Genomic DNA, 12,464 nt, shown 5'->3' on the forward strand with positions numbered 1-12,464 from the left:
CAATGGCGGCGCCGGGCGCCGGTTTGCATGGGCGCGCGCCGCGTCCTATTGAGCCAGCGTCACGGGATCGGGACCGCCATGTCGTTCAACACCTTCGGCCACATGTTCCGCTTCACCACCTTCGGCGAGAGCCACGGGGCGGCCCTCGGCTGCGTGGTGGACGGCTGCCCGCCCGGCGTGCGCTTTTCTCGCGAGGACATCCAGGCGGCGCTCGACCGGCGCCGGCCGGGCCAGTCGCGCTTCACCACCCAGCGCCGCGAGCCGGACGAGGTGAAGGTGCTCTCGGGCGTCATCGACCATCCCGACGGCGGCCTCGTCTCCACCGGCACGCCGATCGCGCTTTTGATCGAGAACGTCGACCAGCGCTCGAAGGACTATGCCGCCATAGCCGGCGCCTACCGGCCGGGGCACGCGGACTTCACCTACGACATCAAATACGGCCTCAGGGACCATCGCGGCGGCGGGCGCTCCTCGGCGCGCGAGACCGCGGCGCGGGTGGCGGCGGGGGCGGTGGCGGCGAAGGTGCTGCCGGGGGTCACGGTGCGCGGCGCGCTGGTCGAGATCGGCGACATCGCGGTGGACCGCGCGCGCTGGGATTGGGAGGAGGTGCCGAACAATCCCTTCTTCTGCCCCGATGCCGGCACGGTGCCGCTCTGGGAGGCCGAGCTCGACCGCATCCGCAAGGCCGGCTCCTCCATCGGCGCGGTGGTGGAGGTGGTGGCCGAAGGCGTGCCCCCCGGCCTCGGCGCGCCGGTCTACGGCAAGCTCGACGCGGATCTGGCGAGCGCCATGATGAGCATCAACGCGGTGAAGGGGGTGGAGATCGGCGACGGCTTCGCCGCCGCCCGCCTCACCGGCGAGCAGAATGCCGACGAGATGCGCCTCGGCAATGAGGGCCGCCCGCATTTCCTGTCGAACCATGCGGGCGGCATCCTCGGCGGCATCGCCACCGGGGCGCCGGTGGTGGTGCGCTTCGCGGTGAAGCCCACCTCCTCGATCCTCACGCCGCGCCGCACGGTCGACCGGCTCGGCCAGGAGACCGAGATCGCCACCAAGGGCCGCCACGACCCGTGCGTCGGCATCCGCGCGGTGCCGGTGGGCGAGGCCATGATGTGGTGCGTGCTCGCCGACCACCTGCTGCGCCACCGCGGCCAGACGGGCGGCTTCGTGGCGTGGCCGTTCGCGGAATAAGCTGCGGTCAAGCTTGGGGATTTTACGTCCGTGCGGGAACGCGGGCGCCTCCGGCCTCGTTTCGTCCGTGTGTCACCCATTCGGAGGAGACGACGCAATGCACACGGACGTACGCAACCCCAACATCAAGGAAACCCACACGCTGGTCGCCAGCGACATGGTGGTGGGCACCTCGGTCTACGATCCCCAGGGCAACCACATCGGCTCGGTGGAGCGGCTGATCCTGGAGAAGGAATCCGGGCGCGTCTCCTACGCGGTGCTCAGCTTCGGCGGGTTCCTCGGCATCGGCACCGATTATTACCCGCTGCCCTGGTCCATGCTCACCTATGACGAGGGCCTCGGCGGCTTCCGCGTCAGCCTCACCAAGGAGCAGTTGGAGAAGGCGCCAAAATACGGCGCCGACGTGGACTACGACTGGTCCCGGGAGAACGGCCAGCGGATCCATGACTATTACGGCGTGCCGCCCTATTGGACCACCGTGATGTGACGCTTGCGGGACCTGCGGCCCCGGGGCCGTCAGACCGTGCGGGGGCCATCCGAAGGGGTGGCCCCTTTTTTTGGGCGAGCGCCCCCGCATGAAATTCATTCATAGTGAATGGATTTCTTTTTTCATTGTCACTGAATTTCGCGCTGGCTATCTTGCTGTCATGAAGCTCGCGGACTGGCTCTCGGCGACCGGCACGAAGCGCGGCGCGTTCGCGCGGATGGTCGGGCTGTCGCCCGCCTCCGTCACGGCGCTGTGCAACGACGAGCGCGCCTGGATCTCCCGCGAGACCGCCGAGAAGATCGCCGAGGCCACCGGCCACCAGGTCACGCCGAATGACTTTCTCGGCGTCTGCGTGCCGCCGCCCATTCGAGGTTTGCCCGTGACCGACACCAGCCAGGCCCGCGTCCAGTCCGCCATCGAAGCCTTCGCCAAGGGCGAGATCATCGTCGTCACCGACGACGACGATCGCGAGAACGAGGGCGATCTGATCGTCGCCGCCTCGCTCGCCACCCCGGAGAAGATGGCCTTCATCATCCGCAACACCTCCGGCATCGTCTGCACGCCGCTGCCGCCCTCGGAGGCGCGGCGCCTGCGGCTCGACCCCATGGTGTCCAACAACGACGCGCCCATGGGCACCGCCTTCACCATCTCGGTCGACCTCCGGCACGGCACCACCACCGGCATCTCCGCGGAGGAGCGCACCAACACCGTGCGCGCGCTCGCCAATCCGAACATGGGCGCCGCCGACTTCGTGCGGCCCGGCCACGTCTTCCCGCTGATCGCCAAGGAAGGCGGGGTGCTGATCCGCTCCGGCCACACCGAGGCCGCGGTGGACCTGTGCCGGCTCTCCGGCGTGCCGCCGGTGGGCGTGATCGCCGAACTGGTGAACGACGACGGCACGGTGCAGCGCGGCCCGCAGGTCGCCGCCTTCGCCGAGAAGCACGGATTGCTGCGCATCTCGGTGGCGGACCTCATCGCCTACCGGCAGGCGCGCGAGAAGCTGGTGGCCCGCGCCGCCGACTTCCCGGTGCCCACCTCCATCGGCGAGCTGCACGGCTTCTCCTATGTGACGCCCTTCGACACGGTGAACCACCTCGCTCTGGTGCACGGGCGCATCGGCGACGGCGAGAAGGTGCTGGTGCGCCTGCACCGCGCCGATCCCATCACCGACGTGTTCACCGGCGGCAAGGTGATCCAGAAGGCGCTGGAGCGCATCCGCGAGGAGGGGCGCGGGGTGCTGGTCTATCTGCGCGACGGCACCAGCGGCGTGCCGGTCTCCGCCATGGGCGCCGGCGAGAAGAGCGCCAGCGAGGTGGCGCGCGAGCGGCAGTGGCGCGAGGTCGGCCTCGGCGCCCAGATCCTGCGCGACCTCGGCATCCAGTCGATCCGCCTCATGGCTTCCAAGGCGCGCACCTATGTGGGCCTCGCCGGCTTCGGCATCGAGATCGTCGAGACCGAGCACCTGGAGGTCTGACCGCTTGCCTGCCCGGGCCGGGCGCGACCCGGCCCGAGGCCCGCGCTCAGGTCGTGCCCCGCAGCCGCCAGGCGGCGACCGCGAAGGCCCCGCACCCAAGCGCAGCCATCAGGGCAAAGCCGTGGCCGTGGGCGTGCATGAACAGGCCGGCGGCGAGCGGGCCGACGAGCGAGCCCAGCCCCCAGAAGAAGCCGGTCACCGCATAGATGCCCACGAGGTCGCCCCCCTGGCGGGCGCGGCAAATGTGCCTGCATGGGGCGCGAACGCAACCGCCCCGTGACGCCCGCGCGGTCTCCCGCGGGGAACCCTGCCGGCCGCGCCACCGTTTCCCTTGACGCTGGCCCAAGCAGGGAGACGCATATGAGCCACTCGGACCTCGATCGCCTGAAGGCGGACGCCTCGGGCAATACCGCCTTGTCCGAAGCGCTGGAGCAGGCGGTGGACGGCTTTTCCGACCCGCGCGAGGCGCTCGACTTCCTCGCCGCGCGCGGCTTCGAGATCGCGCCGGAGGCGCTCCAGAGCGAGGCGCGCGACGCCCCGGCGGAAGGCGAGGGCGGCTACGGCGCGCTCCTGCGCTTCCTCGCCGAGCGGCGCCTCGCCTGAGGCGCCCTAAAGGATGGTGCCGTGGAGGAACAGCCACGCCACCGAGAAATAGATGACGATGCCGGTCACGTCGACCAAAGTGGCGATGAAGGGCGCCGACGAGGTGGCCGGGTCGAAGCCGAGCCGCTTCAGGGCGAACGGCAGCAGCGAGCCGGCGAGCGAGCCGAAGGTGACGATGCCGATCAGCGCCACGCCGATGGTGACCGACAGCAGCTTCCAGTATTCGCCGTAGTCGAAGATGCCCGCCTCCTGCCACACGGCGATGCGGATGATGCCGATCACGCCGAGGATGGCGCCGAGCACGATGCCGGTGGGCAATTCGCGCACCGCCACCTTCCACCAGTCGCGGAGCCGCACCTCCTGCAGCGCCAGCGCGCGGATGATGAGCGAGGTGGCCTGCGAGCCGGAATTGCCGCCCGAGCTCATCACCAGCGGGATGAACAAAGCGAGCACGATCGCCTTCTCCAGCTCGTCCGAGAACACCTGCATCGCCGAGGTGGTGAGCATCTCGGACAGGAACAGCACGCACAGCCATCCGGCGCGCTTCTTGATCATCTGGAAAAAGCCGATGTCGAGATAAGGCGCGTCGATGGCCTCCATGCCGCCCATGCGCTGCACGTCCTCGGTCTGCTCGGTGATCATGGCGTCGATCACGTCGTCCACCGTGGCGATGCCGAGCACGTGGCCGGTGGTGTCGACCACCGGCACGGCCAGCAGATCGTATTTGGAGATGATGCGCGCCACCTCCTCGCGGGAGGCGTTGGGCGCCGCCGTGATGGGCGCGTAGGGCTGCGCCACCGTGAGGATGCCGGCGTCGGGCTCGCCGGAGATCAGGCGGCGCAGGGTGACGACGTTGGTGAGGCGCCGGCTCGCCGGGTCGAGCACGTAGATGGCGTAGACCGTCTCGCGGCTGCGCTCCACCTCGCGGATGTGGTCCAGGGTCTGGCGGACCGTCCAGTCGGAGGGCACCGAGACGAACTCAGTGGTCATGAGCGCGCCGGCCGAGTTTTCGGGATAGGTGAGCAGGTGGTCGATGGCGGCGCGCGCCTCGGGGGTGAGGCCCTCGCGCAAGGCCGATTTCTTGGGCTCCTCGATCCAGCGCAGCACGTCGGCGGCGCGGTCGGACGACATGCCTTCGAGGAAGGCCGCCGCCTTGTCCTCGGGCAGCGCCTCGATCACCTCGCAGGCGTTGCGGAACAGCGGCTGATCCAGCACCTCGATGCCCCAGGGCAGGGGCATGTGGGCGATGACCTCGGTGGCTTCCTCGACACTCTTGCCGTTGAGGAACTCGACGATGTCGGCCACATGCTCCCGGCCGAGCCGGGCGGCGATGGCGGACGGCTCGATGTTGTCCTGGATCATCCGGTCCACGTGCATCACGGCTCTCCCTTGGCCCCTGGCGCGACCCTGGCGCGCCGCGCCGCTTCCTGTCCGATGCTCCGGCCCGTCCGCGCGTCTTCCGGCGGACCGGCCGCCCCGGCCGGCGGGCCGCGGCAATCAGCAGATATGTCCCAAGGTCATGACAGGTTTAACGCGCCCGCAAGGCGACACCGGCCGGGCCGGCGCGGCCGACCGGGGGCGGCCCCCGAGGGCCGGCGGTGGCGCCGGCAGCCCCTCCCTTACACCAGGCCGGCGGCTCCGTCGCCCGTCAGACGGCGGCGAACTCGCCGTCCGGCCCGAGCAGCTCCAGCCGCCCGGTGGCGACGCCGAAATAGGCGCCGTGCAGCGTCAGAGAGCCTTCCTCGACCCGCTCGGCGATCCAGGGAAAGCCGCCGAGGTTGGACAGCGACAGCTTCACGCAGCACAATTCGCAGAAGCGCTGACGCGCCGTGGGCGGCAGGTCCGCCGCCTGCGCCATGCGGCGCGCCGGCTCGGCGATCGTCATCCAGCTGGCGACGAAGTCCTCCGCGCCGGGCGGGGCCCCGTCCAGCAGCGCCTGGACGCCGCCGCACTGGGCGTGGCCGAGCACCACCAGGTGGTTCACCTTCAGCACCCGCACCGCGAATTCGATGGCCGCCGACGTGCCGTGATAGTTGGCGTCCGGCAGATACGGCGGCACGAGGTTGGCGACGTTGCGCACGATGAACATCTCACCCGGCCCGGCGTCGAAGATCATCTGCGGGTCGACGCGGCTGTCGGAGCAGGCGATGACCATGGTCTGCGGGTTCTGCCCGCGTGCGGCGAGGCGTTCGAAGGTCTGCTTGCGCTCGGGCCAGGCCAGCTCGCGAAACCGTCTGTAGCCGGAGATCAGGTCGTCCACGCAGCACCCTCCTCTTGCAGCGCAGCAGGGAAAGGGGACATTTCGGCCCGCGTCAAGCGCCAAGGCGGCGCCGTCCCCGCCCGCAGGCGGGGCGGGATGCGCGCCGCCGCGCCGGCGCGGTTCCCGCCAGGCGCCAGAATTCTTTCCGCGGCCGATTGGAACGGCGCCACGCAGACTAACGTTCTTCCTTCATCTTACTGTAGGAGAATGGCACATGCGCGGCCTGCTCTTGTGGATCATGGGTGTTCCTCTGTCGTTGATCGTTCTGCTCTACCTGTTCAACGTGCTGTGACCGCACGTTCATCGTGCCGGGGCGGCGCGCTTGGCGCGCCGCTGCCGGCGCGCCGCCTCCGGCAGTGCCCAAGTTCTGGGCATGGGCATAGGGGCCCCCGCGGCTCGGCGGGGCCCCGGCCCGCAGCCGCGCGAGCGTCATTTGCGTTTGCCGCCCGCGCGGCGGGAGCCGCCGCGAGCGCCTCAATCCGGGCGATTGCACACAATTGTGCAGCCCGGCCTGCCCAATAATGCGCCTCTCCTTCTGCCCACCCCCTGTCGATGCCCAGCAATTAGGCTGACGCCGGTTTCGGAGCCGCCTCGCGGCGCCGCGGGCCGCGCAGCGCCACTGGCGTCGGGGCCCTGCCGCGCGCCACGTCGCGGGCGGCGCGCGCGCATTCCGCGGCGCCTGACCGGCGATGGCACGGGGCTTGCTGACCTCTGCCGCGGGCTGGCTCTCGCCGGCCGCACAACAGGGGAGAGAGCGAATGCTCGGTTTGCTGGGACAGGCGACCAAGGGGCTGGGGGCGCGTATGGGGGCCTTCGCCGTCGCCGCCGCCATCGCGGGTACGATGGGGATCGGCGCGGCCAAGGCGCAGGAGACCATCAAGGTCGGCATCCTGCATTCATTGTCGGGCACCATGGCCATCAGCGAGACCACGCTGAAGGACGCGATGCTCATGCTCATCGACGAGCAGAACAAGAAGGGCGGCCTCTTGGGCAAGAAGCTCGAGGCCGTGGTGGTGGACCCGGCGTCCAACTGGCCGCTGTTCGCCGAGAAGGCGCGCGAGCTGATCACCAAGGACAAGGCGGTGGCGGTGTTCGGCTGCTGGACCTCGGTGTCGCGCAAGTCGGTGCTGCCGGTGTTCAAGGAACTGAACAACATCCTCTTCTACCCCGTGCAGTACGAGGGCGAGGAGAGCGAGCGCAACGTGTTCTATACCGGCGCCGCGCCGAACCAGCAGGCGATCCCGGCGGTGGACTACCTCGCCAACGACGAGAAGGTGCAGCGTTGGGTGCTCGCGGGCACCGACTACGTCTATCCGCGCACCACCAACAAGATCCTCGAGGCCTACCTGAAGTCCCGCGGCGTGAAGGCCGAGGACATCATGATCAACTACACGCCGTTCGGGCATTCCGACTGGCAGACCATCGTCGCCGACATCAAGAAGTTCGGCTCGCAGGGCAAGAAGACGGCAGTGGTCTCCACCATCAATGGTGATGCCAACGTGCCGTTCTACAAGGAGCTGGCCAACCAGGGCGTCAAGGCGACCGACATTCCGGTGGTGGCGTTCTCGGTGGGCGAGGAAGAGCTCGCCGGCATCGACACCAAGCCGCTGCTCGGGCATCTCGCCGCGTGGAACTACTTCATGTCCATCGACACGCCCGAGAACAAGGCGTTCATCGAGAAGTGGCACGCCTTCACCAAGGACAAGAAGCGCGTCACCAACGATCCCATGGAGGCCCACTATATCGGCTTCAACATGTGGGTGAAGGCGGTGGAGAAGGCCGGCACGACCGATCCCGACAAGGTGATCGCGGCGCTGCCGGGCATCAAGCAGGCCAACCTCACCGGCGGCATCTCCGAAATGCTCCCCAACCACCACATCACCAAGCCGGTCTTCATCGGCGAGATCGAGGGCAACGGCCAGTTCGACGTGGTGTGGAAGACCAAGGACCTGGTGCCGGGCGACGCCTGGTCGGACTTCCTCGACGGCTCCAAGACCCTGGAAGCCGACTGGGTGAAGTATAATTGCGGCAACTACGACACCGTCCAGAAGAAGTGCCTGGGCGCCACCGCCGCCAAGTGACGGCAGCGGTGCCGGCAGCGGCCTGACCGGTGCCCGACGACAGCCGTGGCGGCCCCGCCGCCCGGTTGGTCTGACGGCCCGGCATGGCCGGCTTGACCCGACCCCCCGCCGCGCCCGGTGCGCGGCGGGGGCCGGTTTCCCGGAAGGGCGTGCCGCTCGGCAGGTCCGCGTCCCGCCGCCGCTCCGGCGGCAGCTCCCCCGCTGCGCGATCAAGGACGCCCGATAGCCCATGAAGAAGCCGCCCATGATGCTGCTGTCCATCGCGATACCCCCGCAGCTTCGCCGCCGCCTGCTCGTCCTGCAGCTCCTTCTTCCGGCGCTCCTCGTCGTCCTCGCGGCCCTCGGCAGCGCGCCCGCCCGCGCCCAGGGCGCCGACCTCGCGCCCATCGTCGCGAAGTTCGCGAACGACAGCTATGGCGACACCGCGGACGCGCTCGCCGCGCTCTCCGCCACCGGCACCGACCAGGCCGCCGCCATCGTCGCGGCGCTGGCGGACGGCCGGCTCCTGTTCGATCCCGCCACCAAGCAGGTGTTCATCCGCACCCCCCAAGGCGCGGTCGTCGACGCGGCGAGCGGGGCGGCGGTGGCGAGCCCGCCGTCCGGCCTCAGCGCCGTGCGCGCCAACAACCGCGTGCGCCGCGCCATCGAGGCGGCGGCCGGCGCGCTCTCGCTGCTCAATCCCGACCCCGCCAAACGCCGCGCCGCCGCCGCGGCGGTGTTCAAGTCGCGCGACGCGGCGGCGCTGGAGACCCTCGAGGCCGCCATCGCCAAGGAGCCGGTGCCGGACGTGAAGGCCGCCTTCGAGGAGGCCCGCGCCGCCATCCTCGTGTCCTCGACCACGGCCTCCGAGGCCGACCGGCTGGCGGCGGTCAAGCGCATCGCGGCGCGCGGCGACCAGGAGGCGCTGGCGCTGCTGCGCGGCGTGCCGGCCGACGCGCCGGCCGCGGTGAAGGCGGCGGCCGCCGCCGGCATCGCCGCGGTGGAGCAGAGCCTCGCCTTCTGGAACGTGGCCCAGAACGTCTGGTACGGCCTTTCGCTCGGCTCGGTGCTGCTGCTCGCGGCCATCGGCCTTGCCATCACCTTCGGCGTCATGGGGGTCATCAACATGGCCCATGGCGAGATGGTGATGCTCGGCGCCTACACCACCTTCGTGGTGCAGGAGCTGATCCGCACCTTCGCGCCCTTCCTGTTCGACTGGTCGCTCACCATCGCGCTGCCGCTGGCCTTCGTCTTCACCGGCCTCGTGGGCATCCTGATCGAGCGCACGGTGATCCGCTTCCTCTACGGGCGCCCGCTGGAGACCCTGCTCGCCACCTGGGGCGTCTCGCTGATCCTGCAGCAGGCGGTGCGCACCGTGTTCGGCCCCACCAACCAGGAGGTCGGCGCCCCCTCCTGGATGAGCGGCGCGTTCCAGGTGGGGCAGCTGTCCATCACCTACAACCGGTTGTGGATCATCGTCTTCTCGCTGCTGGTGTTCTTCGCGTTGCTGCTGATCTTGAAGCGCACCCCGCTCGGCCTCTATGTGCGCGCGGTGACGCAGAACCGGCGCATGGCGGCGGCCATGGGCATCCGCACCGGGCGCATCGACGCGCTCACCTTCGGCCTCGGCTCCGGCATCGCCGGCATCGCCGGCGTGGCGCTCTCGCAGATCGACAATGTGAGCCCCAATCTCGGCCAGGGCTACATCATCGACAGCTTCATGGTGGTGGTGTTCGGCGGGGTGGGGAACCTCTGGGGCACGCTCGTGGGCGCCTTCACGCTGGGGGTCGCCAACAAGCTCCTGGAGCCGGTGGCGGGCGCGGTGCTCGGCAAGATCCTGCTGCTCGTCTTCATCATCCTGTTCATCCAGAAGCGCCCGCGCGGCCTGTTCGCGCTCAAGGGCCGGGCGGTGGAATCGTGAAAAGCGGGCCGATGTTCCCCGCGCCTGTTCCCCGGACCAGCGACGGCGAAGCTGGAGCGCCGATCCGCGGTCCAGCGCAAGACACCCGCGAAGCGGCCTCATCCTATCGGGCCGGCGGGAAGGAGCCGCCGTCGGCGCACCGTCGCGCTGGGTCCCGGCGCTGCTTGCGCGCCGCTCTCGCTCCGCTCCCGTCGGCCGGGACGCGCGCGGCGCGGCAGGCCTTTTCCGGTAGCGTCAGGGGAGATCGCCGATGACCGGCTCGCGCATCATCGACCGCACCGGCGCCGTGTTCCTGCTGGTGCTGCTCGCCGTGGCCGTGCTGGTGCCGGTGCTGAACCTTCTGGTTCCGCCCGGCAGCCCCTTCCATGTGCCGGACTATATGATCCCGCTGCTGGGCAAATATCTCGCCTTCGCGCTGCTGGCGGTCGCGGTGGACCTGGTGTGGGGCTATTGCGGCGTGCTCTCGCTCGGCCACGGCGCCTTCTTCGCGCTCGGCGGCTATGCCATGGGCATGTACCTGATGCGCCAGATCGGCACCCGCGGCGTCTACGGCAACCCGGTCCTGCCCGACTTCATGGTGTTCCTGAACTACAAGGAGCTGCCCTGGTTCTGGTGGGGCTTCGACCTGTTCCCCTACGCCATGCTCATGGTGGTGCTGGTGCCGGGGGCGCTCGCCTTCGTGTTCGGCTGGTTCGCCTTCCGCTCGCGGGTGACCGGGGTCTATTTGTCGATCATCACCCAGGCCATGACGTTCGCGCTCATGCTTGCCTTCTTCCGCAACGACATGGGCTTCGGCGGCAATAACGGCCTCACCGACTTCAAGGACATCCTCGGCTTCCCGGTGCAGGCGGCCTCCACCCGCATGGCGCTGTTCCTCGCCACCGTGGCGGCGCTCGCGGCCGGCTATCTGCTGTGCCGGGCGGTGGTGACCTCGAAATACGGCAAGGTGCTGGTGGCGGTGCGCGACGCGGAGAGCCGCACCCGGTTCCTCGGCTACCGGGTGGAGAACTACAAGCTGGTGGCCTGGGTGCTCTCGGCCATGCTGGCCGGGGTGGCCGGCGCGCTCTACGTGCCGCAGGTGGGCATCATCAACCCGTCCGAGTTCGCCCCCGCCCAGTCCATCGAGATGGTGATCTGGGTGGCGGTGGGCGGGCGCGGCACGCTGGTGGGCGCGGCGCTCGGCGCGGTGATCGTCAATGCCGGCAAGACCTGGTTCACCGGCGCCTTGCCGGAGGCCTGGCTCTATGCGCTCGGCGCCCTGTTCGTGCTGGTGACGCTGTTCCTGCCCAAGGGCGTGCTCGGGCTCTGGTCGAGCCTCTGGGCGCGCCGCAGGAAGGCTCCGCCCGCCGTCCCCAGTCCCGAGCCGGCGGAGTGAGCGCCATGGCGTCCCCCCTTCTGCCCATCACCTCGTCCGACCCCTATGCGGTGAAATCGCCCGGCGTCTATTCGCTGGAGGCGGAGCTCGCCGACGTGGCGCGGGCGCAGAACCGCGTGCGCGACCCGCGCGCGGTGACCTCGGCGCTGCTCTATCTCGACAACATCACGGTCTCGTTCGACGGCTTCCGGGCGCTCAACGCGCTCTCGCTCGCCATCGACGAAGCCGAGATGCGCGCCATCATCGGCCCCAACGGCGCCGGCAAGACCACCATGATGGACGTCATCACCGGCAAGACGCGGCCGAACCAGGGCGTCGCTCTGTTCGCCGGCGTCAACGATCTCACCAGCCTCGACGAGGCGGCGATCGCTCAATTGGGCATCGGCCGCAAGTTCCAGACCCCGACCGTGTTCGACATGCACACGGTGGAGGACAATCTGCTGCTGGCGATCAAGGAGAGCCGCGCCCCGTTCGCCAATTTCTACTGGCAGCGCACCGCTTTCGAGCGCGAGCGCACGGACGAGCTGCTGGAGCGCATCCGCATGACCGACCACCGGAAGCGCAGCGCCTCCGAGCTCTCCCACGGCCAGAAGCAGTGGCTGGAGATCGGCATGCTGCTGGCCCAGGAGCCGCGCCTGCTGCTGGTGGACGAGCCCGCCGCCGGCATGACCGACCAGGAGACGGCGGACACCGCGGTGCTGCTCAAGGAGATCGCCCAGACCCGCGCGGTGGTGGTGGTGGAGCACGACATGGCGTTCGTGCGCGACCTCGACGTGAAGGTGACGGTGCTGCACGAGGGCTCGGTCCTGGCCGAAGGCTCGCTCGACCAGGTGAGCGCCAACGAGCGCGTCATCGAAGTCTATCTCGGGAGGTGAGGATGGCGTGTCGCACCCTCACGATGCCCCGGACAAGCGACGGCGAAGCCGGAGCGCCGATCCGGGGTCCAGGGAACAATCCGGCGCAGCCGGCCACAGTCCCTCCGGCCTCGGATAAGGCCGCCTTCGGCGCCCCCTTGCGCCGGGCCCCGGCGCTCCTTCAGCGGGCGCTCCGGTCGGCCGGGGCGCGAGGATGGTGCCTCACCCTCGCTTTCTCC

At 69.7% G+C, this 12,464-nt stretch carries 11 protein-coding genes; 8 read left to right on the forward strand and 3 right to left on the reverse strand.

Features of this window, described 5'->3' with window-relative positions:
* The first annotated feature begins 78 nt into the window (after positions 1 to 78).
* The 3 genes from aroC (at position 79) to ribB (ending at position 3,152) form a co-directional block, all read left to right on the forward strand.
* Complete coding sequence (gene aroC / locus ABLE88_RS15685) at positions 79 to 1,191, forward strand: chorismate synthase (protein WP_348832633.1); 1,113 nt, start codon at positions 79 to 81, stop codon at positions 1,189 to 1,191.
* A gap of 97 nt (positions 1,192 to 1,288) precedes the next feature.
* Positions 1,289 to 1,678, forward strand: coding sequence for a PRC-barrel domain-containing protein (locus ABLE88_RS15690; protein ID WP_348832634.1), 390 nt, complete (start codon positions 1,289 to 1,291; stop codon positions 1,676 to 1,678).
* Between the two features lie 160 nt (positions 1,679 to 1,838).
* Positions 1,839 to 3,152, forward strand: coding sequence for a 3,4-dihydroxy-2-butanone-4-phosphate synthase (ribB, locus tag ABLE88_RS15695; RefSeq protein WP_348832635.1), 1,314 nt, complete (start codon positions 1,839 to 1,841; stop codon positions 3,150 to 3,152).
* A 46-nt stretch (positions 3,153 to 3,198) separates the two neighbouring features.
* On the opposite strand, the gene ABLE88_RS15700 is transcribed toward ribB, so the two are convergent.
* Positions 3,199 to 3,366 carry a hypothetical protein gene (locus ABLE88_RS15700; RefSeq protein WP_348832636.1) on the reverse strand — a complete coding sequence of 56 codons (168 nt, stop codon included), beginning with the start codon at positions 3,364 to 3,366 and terminating at the stop codon, positions 3,199 to 3,201.
* Positions 3,367 to 3,512: 146 nt separating this feature from the next.
* Here ABLE88_RS15700 and ABLE88_RS15705 point away from each other — a divergent pair, with 146 nt between their 5' ends.
* On the forward strand, positions 3,513 to 3,755 hold the full coding sequence (locus ABLE88_RS15705) for a hypothetical protein (RefSeq protein ID WP_348832637.1): 243 nt from the start codon (positions 3,513 to 3,515) through the stop codon (positions 3,753 to 3,755).
* Between the two features lie 6 nt (positions 3,756 to 3,761).
* Here the strand turns inward: ABLE88_RS15705 and mgtE are convergent, their stop codons facing one another.
* Positions 3,762 to 5,132 (reverse strand): magnesium transporter, encoded by a 1,371-nt coding sequence (gene mgtE, locus ABLE88_RS15710; protein ID WP_348832638.1) that lies wholly within the window; start codon positions 5,130 to 5,132, stop codon positions 3,762 to 3,764.
* A 271-nt stretch (positions 5,133 to 5,403) separates the two neighbouring features.
* On the reverse strand, positions 5,404 to 6,015 hold the full coding sequence (locus tag ABLE88_RS15715) for a carbonic anhydrase (RefSeq protein WP_348832639.1): 612 nt from the start codon (positions 6,013 to 6,015) through the stop codon (positions 5,404 to 5,406).
* Between the two features lie 803 nt (positions 6,016 to 6,818).
* On the opposite strand from ABLE88_RS15715, the gene urtA reads away from it, so the two are divergent.
* The 4 genes from urtA (at position 6,819) to urtD (ending at position 12,246) form a co-directional block, all read left to right on the forward strand.
* Positions 6,819 to 8,096, forward strand: a complete 1,278-nt coding sequence (gene urtA, locus ABLE88_RS15720) for an urea ABC transporter substrate-binding protein (protein ID WP_348832957.1) — start codon at positions 6,819 to 6,821, stop codon at positions 8,094 to 8,096.
* A 247-nt stretch (positions 8,097 to 8,343) separates the two neighbouring features.
* Positions 8,344 to 9,996: an urea ABC transporter permease subunit UrtB gene (gene urtB, locus ABLE88_RS15725; RefSeq protein ID WP_510182912.1), complete on the forward strand. Its 1,653-nt coding sequence runs from the start codon at positions 8,344 to 8,346 to the stop codon at positions 9,994 to 9,996.
* Between the two features lie 250 nt (positions 9,997 to 10,246).
* Positions 10,247 to 11,371: an urea ABC transporter permease subunit UrtC gene (gene urtC, locus ABLE88_RS15730; RefSeq protein ID WP_348832641.1), complete on the forward strand. Its 1,125-nt coding sequence runs from the start codon at positions 10,247 to 10,249 to the stop codon at positions 11,369 to 11,371.
* 5 nt (positions 11,372 to 11,376) lie between these two features.
* Positions 11,377 to 12,246, forward strand: coding sequence for an urea ABC transporter ATP-binding protein UrtD (gene urtD / locus ABLE88_RS15735; RefSeq protein WP_348832642.1), 870 nt, complete (start codon positions 11,377 to 11,379; stop codon positions 12,244 to 12,246).
* The last annotated feature ends 218 nt before the right edge of the window (positions 12,247 to 12,464 follow it).

It is taken from the genome of Xanthobacter luteus (genome assembly GCF_040049235.1).
Lineage (GTDB): Bacteria > Pseudomonadota > Alphaproteobacteria > Rhizobiales > Xanthobacteraceae > Xanthobacter.